The sequence below is a fragment of the Streptomyces netropsis genome (assembly GCF_014203545.1).
Taxonomy (GTDB): domain Bacteria; phylum Actinomycetota; class Actinomycetes; order Streptomycetales; family Streptomycetaceae; genus Streptomyces; species Streptomyces netropsis.
Genome location: NZ_JACHJG010000005.1, coordinates 191,307 through 213,457, shown reverse-complemented (window position 1 = coordinate 213,457; position 22,151 = coordinate 191,307). Strand labels below are relative to the sequence as shown.

Annotated in this window: 23 protein-coding genes; 6 read left to right on the top strand and 17 right to left on the bottom strand. The window is 72.0% G+C overall.

Annotation, left to right across the window (positions count from 1 at the left end):
* Positions 1–18: 18 nt before the first annotated feature.
* A complete protein-coding gene (locus FHS38_RS14510) occupies positions 19–1,173 on the bottom strand; it encodes a rod shape-determining protein (protein ID WP_184733934.1) in 1,155 nt (384 codons plus the stop codon).
* Positions 1,174–1,380: 207 nt separating this feature from the next.
* Between FHS38_RS14510 and FHS38_RS14505 the strand changes: the two genes are divergently transcribed.
* On the top strand, positions 1,381–1,992 hold the full coding sequence (locus FHS38_RS14505; RefSeq protein WP_184733933.1) for a hypothetical protein: 612 nt from the start codon (positions 1,381–1,383) through the stop codon (positions 1,990–1,992).
* A gap of 87 nt (positions 1,993–2,079) precedes the next feature.
* On the opposite strand, the gene FHS38_RS14500 is transcribed toward FHS38_RS14505, so the two are convergent.
* The 4 genes from FHS38_RS14500 to FHS38_RS14485 form a co-directional block, all read right to left on the bottom strand.
* Positions 2,080–3,207, bottom strand: coding sequence for a GuaB3 family IMP dehydrogenase-related protein (locus FHS38_RS14500; protein ID WP_184733932.1), 1,128 nt, complete (start codon positions 3,205–3,207; stop codon positions 2,080–2,082).
* A gap of 109 nt (positions 3,208–3,316) precedes the next feature.
* Positions 3,317–4,819 (bottom strand): IMP dehydrogenase, encoded by a 1,503-nt coding sequence (gene guaB, locus FHS38_RS14495; RefSeq protein ID WP_184733931.1) that lies wholly within the window; start codon positions 4,817–4,819, stop codon positions 3,317–3,319.
* A 153-nt stretch (positions 4,820–4,972) separates the two neighbouring features.
* Positions 4,973–5,572 carry a sigma-70 family RNA polymerase sigma factor gene (locus tag FHS38_RS14490; RefSeq protein WP_130879037.1) on the bottom strand — a complete coding sequence of 200 codons (600 nt, stop codon included), beginning with the start codon at positions 5,570–5,572 and terminating at the stop codon, positions 4,973–4,975.
* Between the two features lie 366 nt (positions 5,573–5,938).
* Positions 5,939–6,550, bottom strand: coding sequence for a response regulator transcription factor (locus FHS38_RS14485; RefSeq protein WP_003948568.1), 612 nt, complete (start codon positions 6,548–6,550; stop codon positions 5,939–5,941).
* 444 nt (positions 6,551–6,994) lie between these two features.
* On the opposite strand from FHS38_RS14485, the gene FHS38_RS14480 reads away from it, so the two are divergent.
* Positions 6,995–7,309, top strand: coding sequence for a WhiB family transcriptional regulator (locus FHS38_RS14480; protein WP_130879036.1), 315 nt, complete (start codon positions 6,995–6,997; stop codon positions 7,307–7,309).
* A 76-nt stretch (positions 7,310–7,385) separates the two neighbouring features.
* Here FHS38_RS14480 and FHS38_RS14475 read toward each other — a convergent pair whose 3' ends face one another.
* Positions 7,386–8,297 (bottom strand): LysR family transcriptional regulator, encoded by a 912-nt coding sequence (locus tag FHS38_RS14475; protein ID WP_184733930.1) that lies wholly within the window; start codon positions 8,295–8,297, stop codon positions 7,386–7,388.
* An 83-nt stretch (positions 8,298–8,380) separates the two neighbouring features.
* Here FHS38_RS14475 and FHS38_RS14470 point away from each other — a divergent pair, with 83 nt between their 5' ends.
* Entirely contained in the window at positions 8,381–9,133 is a 753-nt protein-coding gene (locus FHS38_RS14470) for an MOSC domain-containing protein (protein WP_184733929.1), read from the top strand.
* Positions 9,130–9,891, top strand: a complete 762-nt coding sequence (locus FHS38_RS14465) for an SDR family NAD(P)-dependent oxidoreductase (protein WP_184733928.1) — start codon at positions 9,130–9,132, stop codon at positions 9,889–9,891. The genes FHS38_RS14470 and FHS38_RS14465 overlap by 4 nt, the downstream gene beginning before the upstream one ends.
* 185 nt (positions 9,892–10,076) lie before the next feature.
* Here the strand turns inward: FHS38_RS14465 and groL are convergent, their stop codons facing one another.
* The 4 genes from groL to FHS38_RS14445 all read right to left on the bottom strand — a co-directional run bounded on the left by groL (position 10,077) and on the right by FHS38_RS14445 (position 14,126).
* Positions 10,077–11,699, bottom strand: a complete 1,623-nt coding sequence (groL, locus tag FHS38_RS14460; protein WP_184733927.1) for a chaperonin GroEL — start codon at positions 11,697–11,699, stop codon at positions 10,077–10,079.
* A gap of 129 nt (positions 11,700–11,828) precedes the next feature.
* Positions 11,829–12,137 (bottom strand): co-chaperone GroES, encoded by a 309-nt coding sequence (groES, locus tag FHS38_RS14455; protein ID WP_010986397.1) that lies wholly within the window; start codon positions 12,135–12,137, stop codon positions 11,829–11,831.
* A 329-nt stretch (positions 12,138–12,466) separates the two neighbouring features.
* On the bottom strand, positions 12,467–13,342 hold the full coding sequence (locus tag FHS38_RS14450) for a polysaccharide deacetylase family protein (protein ID WP_229822466.1): 876 nt from the start codon (positions 13,340–13,342) through the stop codon (positions 12,467–12,469).
* A 235-nt stretch (positions 13,343–13,577) separates the two neighbouring features.
* A complete protein-coding gene (locus FHS38_RS14445) occupies positions 13,578–14,126 on the bottom strand; it encodes a flavoprotein (protein ID WP_184733925.1) in 549 nt (182 codons plus the stop codon).
* 102 nt (positions 14,127–14,228) lie between these two features.
* On the opposite strand from FHS38_RS14445, the gene FHS38_RS14440 reads away from it, so the two are divergent.
* Entirely contained in the window at positions 14,229–15,425 is a 1,197-nt protein-coding gene (locus FHS38_RS14440) for a THUMP-like domain-containing protein (RefSeq protein ID WP_229822464.1), read from the top strand.
* 3 nt (positions 15,426–15,428) lie between these two features.
* Here FHS38_RS14440 and tsaD read toward each other — a convergent pair whose 3' ends face one another.
* The 3 genes from tsaD to tsaB are packed head-to-tail and all read right to left on the bottom strand — an operon-like array spanning position 15,429 to position 17,882.
* Positions 15,429–16,571 (bottom strand): tRNA (adenosine(37)-N6)-threonylcarbamoyltransferase complex transferase subunit TsaD, encoded by a 1,143-nt coding sequence (gene tsaD, locus FHS38_RS14435; protein ID WP_184733923.1) that lies wholly within the window; start codon positions 16,569–16,571, stop codon positions 15,429–15,431.
* On the bottom strand, positions 16,564–17,190 hold the full coding sequence (gene rimI / locus FHS38_RS14430) for a ribosomal protein S18-alanine N-acetyltransferase (RefSeq protein WP_184734174.1): 627 nt from the start codon (positions 17,188–17,190) through the stop codon (positions 16,564–16,566). Before rimI ends, tsaD begins: the two co-directional genes overlap by 8 nt.
* 23 nt (positions 17,191–17,213) lie before the next feature.
* Positions 17,214–17,882 (bottom strand): tRNA (adenosine(37)-N6)-threonylcarbamoyltransferase complex dimerization subunit type 1 TsaB, encoded by a 669-nt coding sequence (gene tsaB, locus FHS38_RS14425; RefSeq protein WP_184733922.1) that lies wholly within the window; start codon positions 17,880–17,882, stop codon positions 17,214–17,216.
* Positions 17,883–18,009: 127 nt separating this feature from the next.
* Between tsaB and FHS38_RS14420 the strand changes: the two genes are divergently transcribed.
* Entirely contained in the window at positions 18,010–18,600 is a 591-nt protein-coding gene (locus FHS38_RS14420) for a hypothetical protein (protein WP_184733921.1), read from the top strand.
* Between the two features lie 142 nt (positions 18,601–18,742).
* Here FHS38_RS14420 and FHS38_RS14415 read toward each other — a convergent pair whose 3' ends face one another.
* From FHS38_RS14415 to alr, 4 genes are all read right to left on the bottom strand, one after another.
* Positions 18,743–18,913, bottom strand: coding sequence for a hypothetical protein (locus tag FHS38_RS14415; RefSeq protein ID WP_184733920.1), 171 nt, complete (start codon positions 18,911–18,913; stop codon positions 18,743–18,745).
* A gap of 139 nt (positions 18,914–19,052) precedes the next feature.
* Positions 19,053–19,625 carry a tRNA (adenosine(37)-N6)-threonylcarbamoyltransferase complex ATPase subunit type 1 TsaE gene (gene tsaE / locus FHS38_RS14410; protein ID WP_184733919.1) on the bottom strand — a complete coding sequence of 191 codons (573 nt, stop codon included), beginning with the start codon at positions 19,623–19,625 and terminating at the stop codon, positions 19,053–19,055.
* Between the two features lie 82 nt (positions 19,626–19,707).
* The gene (locus tag FHS38_RS14405; protein WP_184733918.1) at positions 19,708–20,934 is read right to left on the bottom strand and encodes an alpha/beta fold hydrolase; all 1,227 of its coding nucleotides are present in this window, start codon (positions 20,932–20,934) and stop codon (positions 19,708–19,710) included.
* Positions 20,935–20,951: 17 nt separating this feature from the next.
* Positions 20,952–22,136, bottom strand: a complete 1,185-nt coding sequence (alr, locus tag FHS38_RS14400) for an alanine racemase (protein WP_184733917.1) — start codon at positions 22,134–22,136, stop codon at positions 20,952–20,954.
* Positions 22,137–22,151 lie beyond the last annotated feature (15 nt).

The window sequence follows — 22,151 nt, the reverse complement described above, 5'->3', positions numbered from 1 at the left end:
TTAAAAGCCCGCCCGCTCCTACAGCCGGCCCGTCCCGAGCAGCCGGCCCGGCTGCGCGTCCAGGACCGTCCTGAGGGAGGCGAAATTCTCGACGCAGCGGCCGGTGCCGACGGCCACGCAGTCCAGCGGCTCGTCGGCGACCAGCACCGGGATGTCGAGTTCCTTGCTCAGCCGCACGTCCAGGCCGCGCAGCAGCGCACCGCCGCCGGTCAGCACGATGCCGCGGTCCATGATGTCGCCCGCCAGCTCCGGCGGGGTCTCGTCCAGGGTCTGCCGCACGGCCATGACGATCGCGTCCACCGGCTCCGTCAGCGCGTGCCGGACCTCGTCGGCCGTCAGCTCCAGCGTCTTGGGCAGACCACTGACCTGGTCGCGGCCGCGAATGGTGAAGCGGTCCGGGGGCAGCAGGCCCTGGGTCTCCTCCGGGTCGCCGCCGACGTCCTCCAGGCCGTCGTTCTTCTCCAGCTGCTTGGCGAGCGCGCTGAGCCCCGCCGCGGTCCAGGAGGCCGTGGGAGAAGCCGAGCCGATGCTCATCTTGATCTCCTCCGCGGTCCGTTCACCGATCGCGAGGGCGTAGTGCTTCTTCACGTACGAGGTGATGGCCGTGTCCATGGCGTCGCCCGCGGTCCGCACCGAGCGCGCCGTGACGATGCCGCCCAGCGAGATCACGGCGACCTCGGTGGTGCCGCCGCCGACGTCGACGACCATGCAGCCGGTCGGCTCGCTGACCGGCAGGCCCGCGCCGATCGCCGCGGCCATCGGCTCCTCGATCAGGTGCACCTGACGGGCCCCGGCCTGCGTCGCGGCCTCGATGACCGCGCGGCGCTCGACACCGGTGATGCCCGACGGCACGCACACCACGACGCGCGGGCGGGAGAAGCGGCGGTTGCCCGCGACCTTCTTGATGAAGTGCCGCAGCATCCGCTCGGCTATCTCGAAGTCGGCTATGACGCCGTCGCGCAGCGGACGGATGGCCACGATGTTCGAAGGGGTGCGGCCGATGGTCTCCTTGGCCTCGGATCCGACCGAGAGCACTCCGCCGTCAGCGGCGTTGACCGCGACCACCGATGGCTCGTTGAGCACCACTCCTTTCCCCCGCACGTACACGAGCGTGTTCGCCGTGCCGAGGTCGATGCCCATGTCCCTGCCGCTGAACGACTTGCTTTGTGCCATAAGTTGCCATTATTCCCTATGGTCGAACGTTTATGCGGAGTTCACAGCGGCCCGCTCGCTGTCGGTGACAGCACCTCAGCCCGGGTCATCTCGGGGACCACCGGGATTTCTTGTCGCGCTGTCAGGCCCGGCTGCTAGCTTGTGGCCCACACTTCACACTCTGCAACTTTTCTCGCGCTCCTTTTCTTCACCCACGGGGACACCACCATGAATCAGCCCTGGCAGCAGCCGCCGCAGCAGCCGAACCCCTACGGCCAACAGCCCCCGCCACAGCAGCCCGGCCCCTACGGCCAGCAGCCCCCGCCGCCCGGCTACGGCCCGCAGCAGCCGCAGCAGCCGTACGGCATGCTCCCGCACGCCGCCCCGCAGTACGGCGGCCCCGGCGGCTTCCCGCCGCCGCCCGCACCGTTCCGCCCGGGCAACGTGGGCCTCGCGGTGCTCCTCGGCGTGGTGGCCATGCTCGTCGGCGCCGGCGTCTACGGCTACATCCTCAAGGCCACCGACGGCGCCCAGATCGGCTACCTCGCCATCGGTGTGGGCGCCCTCGTCGGAGCGGCCCTCGGCAAGATCGGCGGACGCAACGCCGTCCTGCCGGCCGTCGGCGTGGTCCTCGGACTGCTCGGCGTCTACCTCGGCCAGATATTCGGCTACGCCCTGGCGCTCTCCGACTTCCTGAACGTGCCCGTGACCGAGGTGCTCTTCGACCACTTCGAGGTCGTCAGCAAGGCATGGAAGGAAGACCTGGGCGGCATGGACGCCCTCTTCTACGCCCTCGGCGGCGCCGGCGCCTTCAGCACCGCCCGCAAGCTCGGCGGCTGACACCCACCCCCCGAGCGCCCGGCAGACCCCGCATGACGCCGAAGGGCCCGGACCGCCGAAGCGGTCCGGGCCCTCGAAGGCGCTGGATCAGCGGTTGTCGTGCTGCGACGGCGCGACCGTCACCTCGACCCGCTGGAACTCCTTCAGCTCGCTGTAGCCCGTGGTGGCCATCGCGCGGCGCAGCGCGCCGAACATGTTCATCGAGCCGTCCGGGGTGTGCGACGGACCGGAGAGGATCTCCTCGGTCGTGCCGACGGTGCCCAGGTTCATGCGCTTGCCGCGCGGCACGTCCTCGTGGACGGCCTCCATGCCCCAGTGGTAGCCGCGGCCCGGCGCGTCCGTGGCGCGCGCGAGCGGGGAGCCCATCATCACGGCGTCCGCGCCACAGGCGATGGCCTTCGGCAGGTCGCCGGACCAGCCCACGCCGCCGTCCGCGATGACGTGGACGTAACGGCCGCCGGACTCGTCCATGTAGTCACGGCGGGCGGCGGCCACATCGGCGACCGCGGTCGCCATCGGGACCTGGATGCCCAGCACGTTGCGCGTGGTGTGCGCCGCGCCACCGCCGAAGCCGACGAGGACACCCGCCGCGCCCGTGCGCATCAGGTGCAGCGCGGCGGTGTAGGTCGCGCAGCCGCCGACGATGACCGGGACGTCGAGCTCGTAGATGAACTGCTTGAGGTTCAGCGGCTCGGCGGCACCGGAGACGTGCTCGGCGGAGACGGTCGTCCCGCGGATCACGAAGATGTCCACGCCCGCGTCGACGACGGCCTTGGAGAACTGCGCGGTGCGCTGCGGGGAGAGCGCGGCGGCGGTCACGACACCGGAGTCGCGGACCTCCTTGATGCGCTGCCCGATCAGCTCCTCCTTGATGGGAGCGGCGTAGATCTCCTGCAGGCGCTTGGTCGCGGCGGTCTCGTCCAGCTCGGCGATCTCCGCGAGCAGCGGCTCCGGGTCCTCGTACCGGGTCCACAGACCCTCGAGGTTCAGCACGCCCAGGCCGCCCAGCTCACCGATGCGGATGGCGGTCTCGGGCGAGACGACCGAGTCCATGGGAGCGGCCAGGAACGGCAGCTCGAAGCGGTAGGCGTCGATCTGCCAGGCGATCGAGACCTCCTTCGGGTCGCGCGTACGGCGGCTCGGGACGACGGCGATGTCGTCGAATGCGTACGCCCGGCGGCCGCGCTTGCCGCGCCCGATCTCGATCTCAGTCACGTGTGTGGCCTTTCAACTTTCCTTGGCGCTCCGTCTGCGCATACCAGTATCCCCGACGCGGCGAAGCCCGCGGCCTTTCGGTCGCGGGCTCCGTGTGAAGCGCGTACTACTACCGACGGGAGTAGTTCGGTGCCTCGGTCGTCATCTGGATGTCGTGCGGGTGGCTCTCCTTGAGCCCGGCCGACGTGATGCGCACGAAGCGGCCCTTGTCCTTCAGCTCCTGCACATCGGCCGAGCCGACGTAGCCCATGGAGGCCCGCAGACCACCGATGAGCTGGTGCGCGACCGAGGAGAGGGGACCGCGGTAGGGCACCTGGCCCTCGATGCCCTCGGGCACGAGCTTGTCCTCGGAGAGGACGTTGTCCTGGAAGTAGCGGTCCTTGGAGTACGAGCGGGCCTGGCCGCGCGACTGCATCGCGCCCAGCGAACCCATGCCCCGGTAGGACTTGAACTGCTTGCCGTTGATGAAGACCATCTCGCCCGGCGACTCCTCGCAGCCCGCGAGCAGCGAACCGAGCATCACCGTGTCGGCACCGGCCGCGATCGCCTTGGCGATGTCGCCGGAGTACTGCAGACCGCCGTCGCCGATCAGCGGCACACCGGCCGCGTGGCACGCCTGCGCGGCCTCGTAGATCGCGGTGACCTGCGGGACGCCGATGCCGGCGACGACGCGGGTCGTGCAGATCGAGCCCGGTCCGACACCGACCTTGACGCCGTCGACGCCCGCGTCGATGAGCGCCTGGGCTCCGTCGCGCGTGGCGACGTTGCCGCCGACGACGTCGACGTTGATGTTGGACTTGACCTTGGCGATCATGTCGAGGATGCCCCGGCTGTGGCCGTGGGCGCTGTCGATGACCAGGAAGTCGGCACCGGCCGCGACGAGCGCCTGGGCGCGCTCGTACGCCTCCTCGCCCACGCCCACGGCGGCACCGACGACCAGGCGGCCCTCGGAGTCCTTCGCCGCGTTCGGGTACTTCTCGGCCTTGACGAAGTCCTTGACCGTGATGAGGCCCTTGAGCACGCCGCTCTCGTCGACGAGCGGCAGCTTCTCGATCTTGTGGCGGCGGAGCAGCTCGATCGCGTCCTCGCCGGAGATCCCGACCTTGCCCGTCACCAGCGGCATCGGGGTCATGACCTCGCGCACCTGACGGCGGCGGTCCAGCTCGAAGGCCATGTCACGGTTGGTGACGATGCCGAGCAGCTTGCCCGCCGGGTCGGTGACCGGCACGCCGCTGATCCGGAACTTCGCGCACAGGGCGTCGGCCTCGGCGAGCGTGGCGTCCGGGCGGACCGTGATCGGGTCGGTGACCATGCCCGACTCGGAGCGCTTGACCAGGTCGACCTGGTTGGCCTGGTCCTCGATGGAGAGGTTGCGGTGCAGCACGCCCGCGCCACCCTGGCGGGCCATGGCGATCGCCATCCGCGCCTCGGTGACCTTGTCCATCGCGGCGGACAGCAGCGGGATGTTGACCCGGACGTTGCGCGAGACGCGGGACGAGGTGTCGACCCCGTTCGGCAGTACCTCCGAGGCGCCCGGCAGCAGCAGGACGTCGTCGTATGTCAGACCGAGCATCGCGAATTTTCCGGGCATTCCGTCGACGTTGTCAGTCATGACACCTTCCCAAATGGTCTTGCCCCAGCGCGGACTCCCATGCTAACGGCCGTCACAGGTGTCCCATTCCACGACGGCTGAGTCCCGCATCACTTGTGCGTTCATACAAATCGACGGTGTTCACGGGCTTTCCCGCCGAGGCCCCGGAGTCGCTCACTGCTCGGCGAGCGCCCGGAGCCGACTGAGCGCCCGGTGCTGCGCGACCCGCACCGCACCCGGCGACATGCCGAGCATCTGCCCGGTCTCCTCCGCCGTCATCCCGATGGCGACCCGCAGCAGGACGAGCTCGCGCTGGTTCTCCGGGAGGTTGGCGAGCAGCTTCTTCGCCCACTCGGCGTCGCTGCTGAGCAGCGCCCGCTCCTCGGGACCGAGCGAGTCGTCGGGCTGCTCCGGCATCTCGTCGGACGGCACGGCGGTACTGCCGTGCCGCATCGCGGCCCGCTGCAGATCGGCGACCTTGTGCGCGGCGATGGCCACGACGAAGGCCTCGAAGGGCCGCCCGGTGTCGCGGTAGCGCGGCAGGGCGCACAGCACCGCCAGGCAGACCTCCTGGGCCAGGTCGTCCACGAAATGCCTCGCGTCGCCCGGCAGCCGCGACAGCCGTGTGCGGCAGTAGCGCAGGGCGAGCGGGTGCACCAGGGCCAGCAGATCGTGGGTGGCCCGCCGGTCACCCTCGACGGCGCGCGCGACGAGGGCGCCGATCTCCCCTGGGGCTGTGGGCATGGGAGACCCCGCCTTGTCGTCGTCGCGCATCGGTCCATGGTGCCTCGGTGTGGAACCTTCCGTGGCATCGCCCTCGTGGTTGTGCATCGAACCGTTACGCGTCGGTGTCCTCGCACTCACGTCTAGCGCCTCCCCCTTTCGGGTATGCCCGCCCCTGCACTCACGACTCCACCGATAGCTTGTGCCCGTGCCGTACGGCGCCGGGCAGGGCTTGTCCGTCATGAGATCTTTTGGGGCCGAGTGAGAAGCCTCGGCTCCTGCCGGGGAGGAGTCACACTCCAAGGATGCGGCATTCCTCGGAGTTTCGGCGTCGGACGCCGACGCGGTGAGGCCGCGGCAGGCACCACCCGGGTGGCGCGCACCGCGGCCTCACGACACTGCGCGCCACACCGCGCCCTAGCGGACCAGGCCCCAGCGGAATCCGAGCGCCACCGCGTGCGCCCGGTCCGAGGCGCCCAATTTCTTGAACAGACGCCGCGCGTGGGTCTTCACCGTGTCCTCGGAGAGGAACAGCTCACGGCCGATCTCCGCGTTGGACCGACCGTGGCTCATGCCTTCGAGCACTTGGATCTCCCGCGCGGTGAGCGTGGGCGCCGCGCCCATCTCCGCCGAGCGCAGCCGCCGGGGGGCGAGGCGCCAGGTCGGGTCGGCGAGCGCCTGGGTCACGGTCGCCCGCAGCTCGGCGCGCGAGGCGTCCTTGTGCAGATAGCCGCGCGCCCCGGCGGCGACCGCGAGCGCGACCCCGTCGAGGTCCTCGGCCACCGTGAGCATGATGATCCGGGCCCCGGGGTCGGCGGAGAGCAGCCGGCGCACGGTCTCCACACCGCCGAGCCCCGGCATCCGAACGTCCATCAGAATGAGGTCCGAACGATCGGCGCCCCAGCGGCGGAGGACTTCCTCGCCGTTGGCCGCCGTCGTCACACGCTCGACGCCGGGCACGGTCGCCACCGCACGACGGAGCGCTTCTCGGGCAAGCGGGGAGTCGTCGCAGACGAGGACGGATGTCATGGCCGCCCTCCGCAGCTGATGCGCGTCACCTTGAGCCTCCAGGCTGGTACTGATCGTCACCTGTGCGATCAACGATTTCCCGCTGGGTCGGACACCTGCCCGACTGCTTCATCCGTCAACCGCCTCCGCACTCTCAACGACGGTCACCCGAAAGAGTTACGGGCTCGGTCGGCCACGTTCGGCACTCTACGTGAGGGCGCGGACACGGAGCAGGGCGCATTGGGGGCGCCCTGCTCACCACCCAAGCTATGCCCCATTTGCCCATCCGGCGCCGTTTTTCTTCCCATTTGCTGGTGTCTATGGCTAGATTCGCAATGAGTCATATTTACATCTGCTTACACAGCAGATGACTGGGAACTACTCAGAGGATCAACCCGCACACCACTCAGGAACCACTCACACATCGCTCACATCGCGTCACAGATCGCTTCGAGGGGATAAGCAATGGCAGATTTCTCCCGTCTTCCCGGTCCCAACGCCGACCTGTGGGACTGGCAGCTCCTGGCGGCGTGCCGAGGGGTCGACAGTTCGCTCTTCTTCCATCCCGAGGGCGAACGCGGTGCCGCCCGCAGCGCCCGTGAGGCCTCGGCGAAAGAGGTGTGCATGCGCTGCCCCGTGCGCGCGGAGTGCGCGGCGCACGCGCTGGCCGTGCGTGAGCCCTACGGCGTGTGGGGCGGCCTCACCGAGGACGAGCGCGAGGAGCTGATGGGGCGCGCGCGACACCGGAGCATCGCCGTGACCGGCGCCCTCAGTGCGTGAGACCGCAGGGACGGCCGCGTGAAGAAACGTTCCACCGCTCGGCGTCACCGCTGAAGAAACGTCTCACCAGGTCCGCTCAGCGACGGGCGGCGGCCGCCAGCTGTTCGAGCATCGCCCCGACGGCCGGAACCCGGGCCAGGTCCGGCAGGGTGAGGGCGACGATCTCGCGCTGCACGACGGGCTCCACCGGTACGATCCGGGCGCCCTTGGGGCGTACCGACTCCAGGGCCAGCTCCGGCATCACCGCGACCCCGAGCCCGGCCCCGACCAGCCCGAACACCGCCGGATAGTCATCGGTCGCGAAGTCGATCCGCGGCGTGAAGCCCGCGCTCTCGCACACCTCGACCAGGTGCCGCCGGCACCGCGGGCAGCCCGCGATCCACGGCTCCTCGGCCAGCTCCTCGATCCCGACCCGGTCGGCCCCGGCGAGCCGGTGCCCCTCCGGGACCACACCGATGAGCCGGTCGGTCAGCAGCGGCCGCACGACCAGGTCGTCCCACTCCGCGCTCGCCGCGGGGTCGGCGCCGCGCACCTCGGGGTAGCGGAAGGCCAGCGCGATCTCGCAGTCGCCGTCGCGCAGCATCTCCACCGAGCGCGGCGGCTCGGCCTCGACGAGGGAGACCCGGGTGCCCGGGTGGGCGGCCCGCATCGCCGCGAGCGCGCCCGGCACCAGCGTCGAGCTGCCGCTGGGGAAGGAGACCAGCCGCACCCGCCCGGCGCGCAGCCCGGCGATCGCCGCGATCTCCTCCTCGGCCGCGGTCAGCCCGGCCAGGATCCCGGAGGCGTGCCGGACGAGGGCCTCGCCCGCCTGGGTCAGGCGCATCTCGCGGCCCGTGCGGATCAGCAGCGGGGTGCCCGTGGACTGCTCCAGGGCCTTCATCTGCTGGCTGACGGCGGGCTGGGTGCAGCCCAGCTCGCGCGCCGCGGCCGAGAACGAACCGGTGGCGGCCACCGCGCGCAGCACCCTCAGATGACGAGCCTCGATCATGCTTCGAGCATAAGGCCTTCTTGGGGGACGGCCGAAAATATACGTTCGCCCCTTTGAGGAGCGCGCGCCTAACCTTGGCTCCCATGTACGTGATCTCTGTGAACGTGGGCCGTGCGCGGACCGCGGCGGCCCCCGGCGACGCCCCCGGTTTCGCGGCCGGCCTGGACACCGGCATCGACAAGCGCCCCGCCCGCGGCCCGGTCGCCGTGGCCCCGCCCGGGCCGAAGGGCATCGCGGGGAGCGGCCTCGCCGGGGACGAGGTGGTCAATCGGCGCCATCACGGCGGGGACCACCAGGCGGTGTACGCGTTCGCCCGCGAGGACCTGGACGGCTGGGAGCGGGAGTTGGGCCGCGCGCTGCCCCACGGCTCCTTCGGCGAGAACCTCACCACCTGCGGAATCGACGTCAATGGCGCGCTCATCGGCGAGCGTTGGCGGATCGGCGCGGATCTGGTGCTGGAGGTCTCCGCGCCGCGCATCCCCTGCCGGACCTTCGCGGACTGGCTGGGAGAGGCGGGCTGGATGAAGCGGTTCACCCAGGAGGCCGCGCCCGGCGCGTATCTGCGGGTGGTGGAGTCCGGCGAGGTCCGTGCGGGTGATCCGGTGACGATCGTGCACCGACCCGACCACGAGGTGAGCATCTCCTTCCTCTTCCGCGCGCTCACCACCGAACGGGCCCTGTTGCCCCGGGTGTTGGCGGCCGGTGACGCCCTGCACCCGGAGTCCGTGGAGGCCGTCCACAAGCATCTGGCGCGGCAGCGGAATCAGCCGGAAGGGTCAGTCGGGGCGCCGCAGGGCCCCCGCGGGACGGCGGCGAGCACTAACGTTCCCGTATGACGACTGCACTGATCACGGGAGCGACGGCCGGCATCGGCGCGGCCTTCGCTCGGCGGCTGGCGGCCGACGGGCACAATCTGGTGCTCGTGGCGCGCGACGAGAAGCGGCTCAACGAACAGGCGACCGAACTCCACGACCGGCACGGCGTGGAAGCGGAGGTGCTCCGCGCGGACCTGGCGGAGGACGAGGGCATCGGGGCGGTCGAGGCCCGGCTCTCGGACCGTACGCAGCCGGTGGATCTGCTGGTCAACAACGCCGGGTTCGGGAACAAGGGCGTCTTCCTCGAGGTCACGATGGCCGACGAGCTGAGGATGCTCAAGGTGCACTGCGAGGCGGTGCTGCGGCTGACGTCGGCGGCCGTCCCCGGCATGCGGGAGCGCAGGCGCGGCGGCGTGGTCAACGTCGCGTCGGTGGCCGCGTTCGTGCCGCGCGGCACGTACGGGGCGAGCAAGGCGTGGGTCGTGCAGTTCACCCAGGGCGCGGCGAAGGACCTGGAGGGCAGCGGGCTGCGGCTGATGGCGCTGTGCCCCGGCTTCGTCCGGACGGAGTTCCACGAGCGGGCGGGCATGCCCGCGGAGAACATCCCGAGCTGGCTGTGGCTGGACGCGGACAAGCTCGTGACGTCGGCGCTGAAGGACCTGGCGCGCGGCAAGACCGTCTCCGTGCCCGATCCCCGGTACAAGGCGTTCAGCGGTCTGGCGAAGCTGGCGCCGCGCGGGGCGCTGGGGCGGGCGTCGTCGGGGACGGGCCGCCGGTAGGCCTTCCGCCGGATGCCCACGGAAACGGCCGAGGCCGGCACCCCCCGAAGGGGTGCCGGCCTCGGCCGTTCACATGGGACGCGGGCCGTATCGCCCGCACCACCGCTGCGCGGCGGTGTCCTCAATCGCCGGACAGGCTCGATGTGGCCGAGCCCAGCCGCAACCGAAAGTCCGTCGCTGGGCGACTAGTGGGAGTGACCGTGGCCGTGGCCGGCCTCGGGCTCCTCGTCGGCCGGCTTCTCGACGACCAGGGTCTCGGTCGTGAGCAGCAGCGACGCGATGGACGCGGCGTTCTCCAGGGCGGAGCGGGTGACCTTGACCGGGTCGATGACGCCGGCCTTCACCAGGTCGCCGTACTCGCCGGTGGAGGCGTTGAAGCCCTGGCCCTTCTCGAGCTCCGCCACCTTCGCGGTGATGACGTAGCCCTCGAGGCCGGCGTTCTCGGCGATCCAGCGCAGCGGCTCGACGGCGGCGCGGCGGACCACGGCGACACCGGTGGCCTCGTCGCCGGTCTTGCCGAGGTTGCCCTCGAGGACCTTGACGGCGTGGACGAGCGCGGAGCCACCACCGGAGACGATGCCCTCCTCGACCGCGGCGCGGGTCGCGGAGATGGCGTCCTCCAGACGGTGCTTCTTCTCCTTGAGCTCGACCTCGGTGGCCGCACCCACGCGGATGACGCAGACGCCACCGGCGAGCTTGGCGAGGCGCTCCTGGAGCTTCTCGCGGTCCCAGTCCGAGTCCGTGGACTCGATCTCGGCCTTGATCTGGTTGACGCGACCGACGACGTCCTCGTGGTTGCCACCACCGTCGACGATGGTGGTGTCGTCCTTGGAGATGGTCACGCGGCGGGCGGTGCCCAGCACGTCCAGACCGGCCTGGTCGAGCTTGAGGCCGACCTCCTCGGCGATGACGGTGGCACCGGTGAGGGTGGCCATGTCGCCGAGCATCGCCTTGCGGCGGTCGCCGAAGCCGGGGGCCTTGACGGCCACGGCGTTGAACGTGCCGCGGATCTTGTTGACGACGAGGGTGGAGAGCGCCTCGCCCTCGACGTCCTCGGCGATGATCAGGAGCGGCTTGGAGGCGCCACCCTGAATGATCTTCTCGAGCAGCGGGAGCAGGTCCTGGATCGAGGAGATCTTGCCCTGGTGGATCAGGATGTACGGGTCGTCGAGGACGGCCTCCATACGCTCCTGGTCGGTGACCATGTAGGGCGAGAGGTAGCCCTTGTCGAAGGCCATGCCCTCGGTGAAGTCCAGCTCCAGGCCGAAGGTGTTGGACTCCTCGACGGTGATGACACCGTCCTTGCCGACCTTGTCCATCGCCTCGGCGATGAGCTCGCCGACCTGCTTGTCCTGCGCGGAGAGCGCGGCCACGGCGGCGATGTCGGTCTTGTCCTCGATGGGACGGGCGGTCGCGAGAAGCTCATCGGACACGGCCTTGACCGCGGCGTCGATGCCCTTCTTCAGCGAGGCCGGGGAGGCGCCGGCGGCGACGTTGCGCAGACCCTCGCGGACCAGCGCCTGGGCCAGCACGGTGGCGGTGGTGGTGCCGTCACCCGCGATGTCGTTGGTCTTGGTCGCCACCTCCTTCACGAGCTGGGCGCCCAGGTTCTCGTACGGGTCGTCGAGCTCGACCTCGCGCGCGATGGTGACGCCGTCGTTGGTGATGGTGGGGGCACCGAACTTCTTGTCGATGACGACGTTGCGGCCCTTGGGACCGATCGTCACCTTCACGGTGTCGGCAAGCTTGTTGACGCCGCGCTCGAGGGCGCGACGGGCGTCCTCGTCGAACTTCAGAATCTTCGCCATGGGAGCTGTTGTGTCCTCTCGAACGAACTACGCCCCGGTCGCCCGGTTGTTCAGACTCGGGTGGCCGGGGCGTAGATCAATGCAAACTGGGGTTCCGTACTTTCCGGGGGACCTGCCCCCGGACCCCGGCTACTTCTCGACGATCGCGAGAACGTCGCGAGCCGAGAGGACGAGGTACTCCTCGCCGTTGTACTTCACCTCGGTGCCGCCGTACTTGCTGTAGAGCACGACGTCGCCGACGGTAACGTCGAGCGGAAGACGGTTGCCGTCCTCGAAGCGGCCCGGGCCCACGGCCAGGACGACGCCCTCCTGGGGCTTCTCCTTCGCGGTGTCCGGGATGACCAGGCCAGAGGCCGTGGTCTGCTCGGCGTCGAGCGGCTGGACCACAATGCGGTCCTCGAGCGGCTTGATGGCAACCTTGGAGCTGGCGGTCGTCACGATCCGACCTCCCCCTTCGGAGATCTCACGGGGTTAACTGTCTGAGGTGGCGACCAGGTCGGATCCGTCGTCGCGGGTGCCGGAGCTGCCCGTCGCCGTGTCTGGCACTCCCCGGTGGAGAGTGCCAACGGAGCCGAGACTATGACGCGGTTAGCACTCGGTCAAGCGGAGTGCCAATTCGGCGTGCGGTGCGCGTCCCTTTCCACCCCCGGGGTGACCCCCTCGGACAGGACTCGTACAGGACTTGTACAGGACTCGCACAGGCGCACCGGGCGGCCGCAGGGGTGGATCTTCCCGCACGTCGCCGGGGGTAATCCTTCTCGGGCTCCTCAGACGTAGTCCTCCAGGCGGGCCACGGTGTAGCCCTGCTTCTGGATGCTGCGCAGCATGTTCGCCGTCATCCGGGTCATCGACGTGCCCTTCAGTTCCTTCGGCCCGCGGAAGTGCGCGAGGACGATGTCGCCGGGCCGCAGCTTGCCGCCCTGCGCGTAGCGCATGTCGTTGATCTGCATCGTGGCCTCCCACAGGACGACCGCCTTCACCCCGCAGCCGCCCGCGGCGGCGAGGGTGGCGTCGTTGTAGTTGCCGTAGGGCGGGCGGAAGAGCGTCGGGCGGGCGCCGTACCGCTTGGCCAGGGCGTCCTGCTGGCCGCATATCTGGCGGCGCTGGGCGTCGGGGTCAAGGGTGCGCAGGTTGGGGTGGCCGAGGGTGTGGTTGTGGACGCCGTTGCCGAGGGCGTGGAGCCGGTCGAAGTAGGGGTAGCCGCGGCCGGCGCGGGCGATGTCGTCGGTGAGGAACATCGTGAGCGGCAGCTTGAGGTCCTCGGCCATCTTCACGAACTCCGGGTCCTTCTCGGCCCCGTCGTCGATGGTCACGAAGACGACCTTGTCCCGGGTCGGCACCCGTCGGACGAGCAAGGGCGCGCCGCCCGCCTGCACGCTCTCCGTCAGCTTGCGGGCGGGCGGGGCCGGGGGCGCGGCGAGGGGCTTGTCGAGGCCCCAGCGGCGGTACGCGTCGGAAGCGGCCTCGGGGGCGGGGGCGGGCGGCCGGGCGGCGGCCTTCTCGGACGCGGCGGCCCGCTCCCCCTTCCCGGCGCCGGATCCGGACGAGCAACCCGAGAGCAGGCCGGTCAGCAGAAGCGTCGCGGCGCAGACGGGAAGGGCGGTGGCGAGGGCGGCCCGGAGGCCGGAAACAGTCGTGCTCACCGGCACGATTGTTGTTCATGTGTTCGACGCCCCTGCCTCAGGAGGGCACTTGGGGCCAGGACCTGTCCGACGGATCTTCGTGGATCAGCGAGCGGCTCCGGTACGTGGATCGCACGGCGGAGGATCGCCCTCGTACCGGGCGCATGCGCGCGGCACGCGGCGAACTGCCCGGCTACCGCCGGGAGGCGCCCCCGGCGCCGGGCGTCGGGGCCCCCGAACATCCACCGGACAAGCGCTAGCGCCCCGGTGGCGGCAGTGCCGCGACGGCGGTCGCCCAGGGGAACGCGTCGACTTCGTCGCCCCGCTCCGGGTGGTAGCCGTCGCCGCCGAGGAGGACGGTCACGCCCGCCTCGCGCAGGAACGCGACGCTGCGCCCGAGCGCGGGATGCGCGGCCTGGGCGGCGCCGAGGTGCGGCAGCGCGACCATGGGCAGGCGCAGCCCGATCGCCTCGGTGACGGGCCCGAGCGCGAGGGTGTCGGCGATGCCGGCCGCCCATTTGTTCAGCGTGTTGAAGGTGGCGGGCGCGACGAGGACGGCGTCGGCGGCGGGCAGCACGTCGGGCTCGTCGGGGAGCTTGTACTCGTGCCGGACCCGATGCCCGGTCAGCTCCCGCAGGCCGTCCGCCTCGTCGGCCAGCCAGCGGTGCGCGTAGGGCGTGAGGATCAGGCAGACGTCCCAGCCGGCCGTCTGGGCGGCGCGGATGCCGTCGGCGATGCGGCGGGTGGGCGGGGCGGCGCAGGCGATCAGGTACAGGACGCGGCGCGCGGAGCCGTTCGCGGTCATACGGGCCAGTCCACGGGGTGCGGCCGGGGCCCGCAAGTGGTGCGTTCCCCGCGGGGCGGGCACCGACGGCCGGGGCGCCGGGCGTCGGCGAGAATGAGACACGTGCCCGCACCGAACTCATCCACCGGCTCGCCCGCCGACGCCTTCGCCGCGCTCCTCACCGACGAAGGGCGGCGGCTCCTCGACGCCCTGCGTGACTACGACCCCGCCCAGGAGCTCGCCACCGCGACCCGGCTGCGCCGCGAGTACCCCGCCGAGCTGGTGTCGGCCGCGCTCGGCCAGGCGCGGTTGCGGCAGCGCGCGGTGGCGAAGTTCGGGGCCGAGGACGCGTACCGCATGTTCTTCACGCCCAACGGCGTCGAGCAGTCCACCCGGAAGTCGGTGGCCGAGTACCGTGCCGGGCGCTTCGCCGCGCTCGGAGTCCGTCGTCTCGCCGACCTGTGCTGCGGCATCGGCGGCGACGCCATCGCGCTCGCGCGGGCCGGGGTCTTCGTGCTGGCCGTCGACCGCGACCCGCTGACCTGCGACGTCGCCCGGGCCAACGCGGCCGCCCTGGGGCTGTCCGAGCTCATCGAGGTGCGTTGCGCGGATGTCGCCGAGGTCGACACCGCCGGCTACGACGCGGTGTTCGTCGACCCGGCGCGGCGCGGCGGGCGGGGCCGGATCTTCGACCCCGAGGCGTATTCGCCGCCGCTGTCCTGGGCGATCGGGGCCGCCCGTACCGCCCCGCACGCGGCGCTCAAGATCGCACCCGGGGTGCCGCACGAGGCGATCCCCGACGACGCGGAGGCCGAGTGGATCTCGGACGGCGGTGATGTGAAGGAGGCCGTGCTGTGGTTCGGCACGGCCCCGGGCACCCGCCGCGCGACGCTGCTGCCCGGCCCGCACGCGCTGGTGGGCGCGGGCCTGCCCGACCCCGAGCCGGGCCCGGTGGGCCGCTATCTGTACGAGCCCGACGGCGCGGTCATCCGCGCGCACCTCGTCGCGGACGTGGCGCAGCGGGTGGACGGACGGCTGATCGACCCGACGATCGCGTACGTCACCTCGGACCGGCTGGTCGGAACGCCGTACGCGGCGGCGTACGAGATCACGGACGTGCTGCCCTTCAACCTGAAGAAGCTCAAGGCCCTGCTGCGCGAGCGCAAGGTGGGCGTCGTGACGGTGAAGAAGCGCGGATCGGCGGTCGAGCCGGAGGAGCTGCGCAAGAAGCTCAAGCTCGAAGGCCCGAACTCCTGCACGATTCTGCTCACCCGGGTGGCGGGTGCCCCGACGATGCTGCTGGGGCACCCGGCCGGCTGAGGGTCACGAGTAGAGGTTGTCCTTGCTCAGCTCGTGGAAGTGGTCGTGGTCGTGCGCGTGGCCGTGACCGTGTGAGTGACCGTGGTCGTGGTCCTCGTCGTGCGTGCCCGGCACGTGCGTCTCCGTCACCGGGAGCGACGAGTCGGCCGAGAGGTCCCACGACGACGCCGAGCGTCCCCGCGCCACCATCTCCGCGCCCAGCGCCGCGACCATCGCGCCGTTGTCCGTGCAGAGCTTGGGGTTGGGGACGCGCAGCACGATGCCCGCGTCCTCGCAGCGGCGCTGGGCCATGGCGCGCAGCCGGGTGTTGGCCGCGACGCCGCCGCCGATCATGAGGTGGTCGACGCCGTTGTCCTTGCAGGCGCGGACGGCCTTGCGGGTGAGGACGTCGACGACGGCCTCCTGGAAGGACGCCGCCACGTCCGCGACCGGCACGTCCTCGCCCGCCGCGCGCTTGGCCTCTATCCAGCGGGCGACGGCGGTCTTCAGACCGGAGAAGGAGAAGTCGTAGATCGGGTCGCGCGGGCCCGTCAGACCGCGCGGGAACTTGATCGCCGCGGGGTTCCCCTCCCGGGCGTAGCGGTCGATGACCGGGCCGCCGGGGAAGCCGAGGTTCAGGACGCGGGCGACCTTGTCGAAGGCCTCGCCCGCCGCGTCGTCGATGGTCGAGCCGAGCGGGCGGACGTCGGAGGTGATGTCGGGCGCCAGCAGCAGGGACGAGTGGCCGCCGCTGACCAGCAGCGCCATCGTCGGCTCGGGCAGGGCGCCGTGTTCGAGCTGGTCGACGCAGATGTGCGACGCGAGGTGGTTGACGCCGTAGAGGGGCTTGCCGAGCGCGTACGCGTACGCCTTGGCCGCCGAGACGCCGACGAGCAGGGCACCCGCGAGGCCGGGGCCGGCGGTGACCGCGATGCCGTCGAGGTCCCGCGCGCTCACGCCCGCTTCCTTCAGGGCGCGCTGGATGGTCGGGACCATGGCTTCGAGGTGGGCGCGGCTGGCGACCTCGGGGACGACGCCGCCGAAGCGGGCGTGCTCGTCGACGCTGGAGGCGACCGCGTCGGCGAGCAGGGTGTGCCCGCGGACGATGCCGACGCCCGTCTCGTCGCACGAGGTCTCGATGCCGAGTACGAGAGGTTCGTCAGCCATGGGTCATTCCTTGCTCGGTGTTCTTCGCGGCGGAGCCGCTGTCGGAGGCAGAAGGGTCGGACGGTGCTTCGGTCGCGAGGCGCATGACCAGCGCGTCGATGTTGCCCGGCTGGTAGTAGCCGCGCCGCACCCCGACCGGCTCGAAGCCGAAGCGCTCGTAGAGCCGCTGGGCGCGGGTGTTGTCGACGCGCACTTCCAGGAGCACCTCGCGGCACTCGAAGTCGGTCGCGGTGGTGAGCAGCTCGGTGAGGAGGCGGGCGCCCAGGCCCGTGCTCCAGTGGTCGTAGGCCACGGCGATGGTCTGGACGTCGCCGGTGCCGTCGATGGCCGCGAGGCCCGCGTAGCCGACGATGCGGCCGCCCGTGGGCGTGATGCCGGCGCCCGTGCCCGGCCCGCCGGCCGCGCTCGCGTGGCGCCCGGCCACGCCGGCGTCACCGGCGCCCGGGGCGTCGTCGGTGCCGTCCGCGCCGCCGGGCAGTTCCGCGACGACGTAGCGGCGGTTGGCGTTCGCCCCGCGCGCGTGGGCCAGCTCGGACCAGAAGAGCCCCTTGGACCAGGCGTCGTCGGGGAAGAGCGCGCGCTCCAGCTCCAGCACCGGTGCGATGTCCCACCAGCGCATCTCACGGATCCGCACGGCCTGGCTCACTTGGGGGTGACCACCTTGTAGTTGGCCGGCACCTGCGCGTCCGGGCGGCGCAGGTACAGGGGCTGGTCCGGCAGGAACTCGCCGCCCGTCCGCAGCTTCTCCGCCGCGAGGGAGGCCAGCGCGCCCGCCGACTGGTGCTGGGGCAGGTCGGCCCGTACGTCCGAGAAGGCGTCGGGGTACAGCACGGCGCCCGCGCCGACGGCCGTGAGGCCCGCGAGCGGCTCGGTGAGGTCGGCGGGGCGGTCCACGGCGGGCTCGGTCACGCGCGTGCGCGCGTCCGCGTAGCGGGCCCAGTAGACCTCCTTGCGGCGCGCGTCCGTCGCCACGACGAACTCGCCTTCCAGGCCCGCCTGGCCCGCGGCGTAGGCGATCCCGTCGAGCGAGCACAGGCTGTGCACGGGGACGGACAGCGCGGCGGCGAAGGTCGCGGCGGTGACGATGCCGACCCGGAGGCCGGTGTACGGACCGGGGCCCACGCCCACGACGATCCCGGTCACGGCGTCCAGCTTGCGGCCCGCCTCGCCGAGCACCCGGTCGACGGCGGGCAGCAGGAGCTCGCCGTGGCGGCGCGCGTCCACCTGGCTCGACTCGGCGACGACGGTGTCCCCGTCGTGGAGGGCGACGGTCACGGCGGGGGTGGCGGTATCAAGAGCGAGCAGCAGCACATGGACAGCCTACGGCGCGCAGGGGGGCGCCCGGTGCGCGCGCCCGCCTCCGCCGAGGGCACGGCGGGGGCGTGTGCGGTGCTACGGTCAGCCGCAAAGTCGTACGTAGGACGAAAGGGTGCGCAGCGTGGCACGCAGCAGCGCGGGGGCCGTGGTCGCCGGACTCACGGTGGCGGCACTGGCCGCGGTCGGCTTCCTCGCCTTCCAGGCACAGGCCGCACCCGACCGCCCCGCCCGGGCCACCGCCTCCGACTCCCCCGGCAAGACCGGGGAGAAGGCCAAGGGCGGCAAGGACGCGTCCGGCAAGGGCAAGACGGGCCAGGAGAAGGCGGCGGCCCCGGTCCCGGCCGGTTCGGGCACCGGGCAGCGGGTCGTCTACGCGCTCGGGCAGAAGCGGGTGTGGCTGGTCGGCGCCGACGGCAAGGCCACCCGGACCTTCGAGGTCACGCCCAGCACGGCCGACCTGAAGCCGGGGACGTACGCGGTGACCTCGCGCAGCCCCCAGGTCGTCGGCTCGGACGGGACACCGGTCGAGCACGTGGTGCGCTTCCACAGCCTGCCCGGGATCGTCTTCGGCTTCAGCGCGGCCGTCGACGGCTCGATGCCGGCTCCGGCGGCGAACGCGAAGAAGACGGGCGGCATCCGCGAGACGCGGGCGGACGGCGACGCGATGTGGGCGTTCGCGGCCGGCGGCACGAAGGTCGTCGTCGTTCAGTAGGTGCGTTGCCCCGGACCCGGCTCACTCATACGGGTACATCGGCGTCCGGCGTGCACATCAAGCCCGTCCGGCGTTTGAGGACGCGCCCCGAAGGGCGCTACCGCCGCAGGCGGCAGCCAGGCAACCGTCCGCCGGACAGGCCCTAGGCCGCGTCGCGCTCCGCCTCGTCCTCGCTGTCGGCATCGACGCCCGGTGCCTTCGGCGGGGTGGAGACCGCGTCGGCCGCGGCACACGAGGCCAGGAGGTCACGCATCGACGGGGGCCGCTCCTCGGAGCGTTTCGCCACGGCGGCAGCAGGCTCTTGGGCCGACATGTATGCCTCCTGGGGCAGCTGGGCAAGGTCAGGTAGTTAGGTACACCTAACCGAGTCTCTGTCTCCATGTGACCATGCCCGACACCGCAGACGCAACATCTTGCCGACGGCTTGTCGGAACGTACAGACAGCCCTTCTTCTACCCCAGCGGCGTCAGGTCCACGCCCGCCCAGCGCGCGCCGACTCCGGTCACCGTCACCCCGCGCTCGTCGTCGACCTCCTCGGCGCCGTCGAGGGCGTCGAGGCCCGGGGCGTCGGCCCCCACGGCCCGCTCGATGACCACGTGCAGCCGGTCGTCGGACAGCTCCTCGACCTTGCCGTCGCCCCACTCCACGACGATCACCGACTCGGGCAGCGAGACGTCGAGGTCCAGGTCCTCCATCTCGTCCAGCCCGCCGTGCAGCCGGTACGCGTCGACGTGGACCAGGGCCGGGCCGCCGCCGAGCGGCGGGTGCACGCGGGCGATCACGAAGGTGGGGGACGTGACGGCACCGCGCACGCCGAGGCCCTCCCCCAGCCCGCGGGTCAGCGTCGTCTTGCCCGCGCCCAGCTCGCCCGTGAGCAGCACCAGGTCACCGGGGCGCAGGAACCCGGCCAGTCTGCGGCCGAGTCCTCGCATGTCCTCGGCGGACTTGACGGTGATCCGGGTGGTGGTGGCGGGAGTGGCGTCGGCGGCCGTGTCGTGGCGGGCCGTGTCGTGCGGGGCGCTCATACCCGCCGATGGTACGGGCTCGGGCCCCTGCGGGGACCGGCCGTGCCGACGGCGGGCACGAGCGCCCGCGCCCGCCTTCCCCTCAGCCGTGCCGGCGCGCCCCGGCCGCCCGCCGCTGCTCGATCCCCCGGGCCGCCTCGCCCGCCCCGGCCGCGGCCAGCATTCCGGCCAGGTGCTCGTCGACCGTCCCGGGGTGTTCCAGCATCACCAGGTGCCCGGCGTCCGGTACGAGCACCAGCTCCGCGTCCGGCAGGGCCGCCGCGATGGCCTCGCTGTGCTCGCTCGGCGTCATCAGGTCCCTCGTCCCGGCGAGGACGAGCACCGGCAGGTGGTCGAAGGCGCACAGCGCCTCCACCTTGTCGTGCTCGGCGAAGGCCGGGTAGAACTCGGCGACGATCTCGACCGGCGTCGCCTCGATCAGCCGCTCGGCGAACCGCGCCACCGCCGGGTCCACGTCGCGCGAGCCGAACGAATAGCGCTTGATGAGCCCCGCGAACAGGTCGGCGGTGGCCCGCCGCCCCCGCTCGACCAGCTCGGCCTGCGCGGTCATCAGCTTGAAGACGCCCGGCAGGACGCGGCGCGCCACGTTCAGCCCGCCGACGACGGGGAGGCCGTAGGTGAGCTCGGCGAGCCGCCCCGAGGACGTGCCGATGAAGGCCGCGCCCACGACGCGCTCGGCGACCAGCTCGGGGTACTGCGCGGCCAGCGCCATCATCGTCATGCCGCCCATCGAGTGCCCCACCAGCACCAGGGGTCCCTCGGGGGCGGCGGCGTCGATGACCGCCTTGAGGTCACGGCCCAGCAGGTCGATGCTGACGGGCGCTTCCCCGTCCCGCTGGGCGACACCGCGCCCGGAGCGGCCGTGACTGCGCTGGTCCCAGAAGACGGTCCGCACGGCGCCGCGCAGCGCGGCCCGCTGGAAGTGCCAGGAGTCCTGCCCGAGGCAGTAGCCGTGGCTGAATACGACGGTGACCGGCTCGGCCTGCGGGCGCCCGGCGCCCCCGAAGAACCGTCGGCGGGGTGCCGGGGCCTCCGCCACGGCCGTGTCGTCGACCTCGTCGACCTCGTAGTGCAGCTCGGTGCCGTCCTCGGCGACGGCCGTGCCCGCGGTGCCGCGCAGCGTCCCGTACGGGGCCGAGGCGTCCAGGGCGAGCCGCGCCTTGCGGCGCATGCCGCGGCCCACCGTCAGCCGCTCCACCGCCACACCGACCGCGGCCCCGGCGGCGACGATCCCGATCGCGGCGCCCGCGACCCCGGCGCCCCGCCGCCAGCCGGCGGCGTCCACGCCCGTGGTTTCCCCTTCGCTCATTTCCGGTCCCCCGTGTCCTAGCTCTGGTCCACGTCCTCGGCGATCTCGTTCTCGTTCACGTTCTCACCGACATAGACGCGGGGCACCCGGTTGGAGATGCGCGTGACGACCTCGTAGGCGATCGTGCCCGTGGCACGCGCCCAGTCCTCGGCGGTCGGCTCGCCCCGGTCGCCCGGGCCGAACAGCACCGCCTCGTCACCCACCCGGGCGCTGTCGCCGCCCAGGTCCACGACGAACTGGTCCATGGCCACCCGGCCCGCGACCGTCCGCCACTTGCCCCCCACCAGCACCGGCCCGGTGCCGGAGGCGGCCCGCGGAATGCCGTCGGCGTAGCCGACGGGGACGAGGGCGAGAGTAGTGGCGCCGGGGGTCGTGTAGTGATGCCCGTACGAGACACCGTGACCGCCCGGCACCCGCTTGACCGAGGCGAGGGACGCGGACAGCGTCATCACGGGCTTGAGGCCGAAGTCCTCCGGCGTGCCGATCTCGGGGCTCGGGGAGACGCCGTAGACCGCGACACCGGTCCGCACGAGGTCGAAGTGGGTCTCGGGGAGCGTGAGCAGCGCCGGGGAATTGGCGATGTGCCGCACCTCGGGGGTGATCCCCTGGCGCTCGGCGTAGCCGAGGGCGTCCTTGAAGACCCGCAGTTGCGCCTGGATGGAGGGGTGACCGGGCTCGTCCGCGCAGGCGAAGTGCGACCAGATGCCGGTGACCCGGACCAGGCCCTCGGCCTCGGCCTCGCGGGCCGCGAGCACCAGTTCCGGCCAGTCCTCGGGCGAGCAGCCGTTGCGGCCGAGCCCGGTGTCGATCTTCAGCTGCACACGGGCCCGCAGACCGCTCGCGCGCACCGCTGCCGACACCTCCTCCAGCGCCCACAGGCCGCTGACCGAGACGTCGATGTCGGCCTCGACGGCCTCCCGCCACGGCCCGCCCGGCGTCCACAGCCAGCACAGCAGCCGTCCGGTGTCCCCCGCGTCCCGCAGCGCCAGCGCCTCCTGCGGCGTGGCCGTTCCGAGCCACTCGGCTCCGGCCTGCCGCGCCGCGCGCGCGCAGCGGACCGCGCCGTGGCCGTAGGCGTCCGCCTTGACCACGGCCATCAGCTGCGCCCGGGGCGCACGCGCCCGCAGCGTCGTCACGTTGGCTCGCAGGGCGGCCAGGTCGATCACGGCACGGGCGCGCATCGGCATCGGTGTCTCACTCATCCCCGTCAGTGTCTC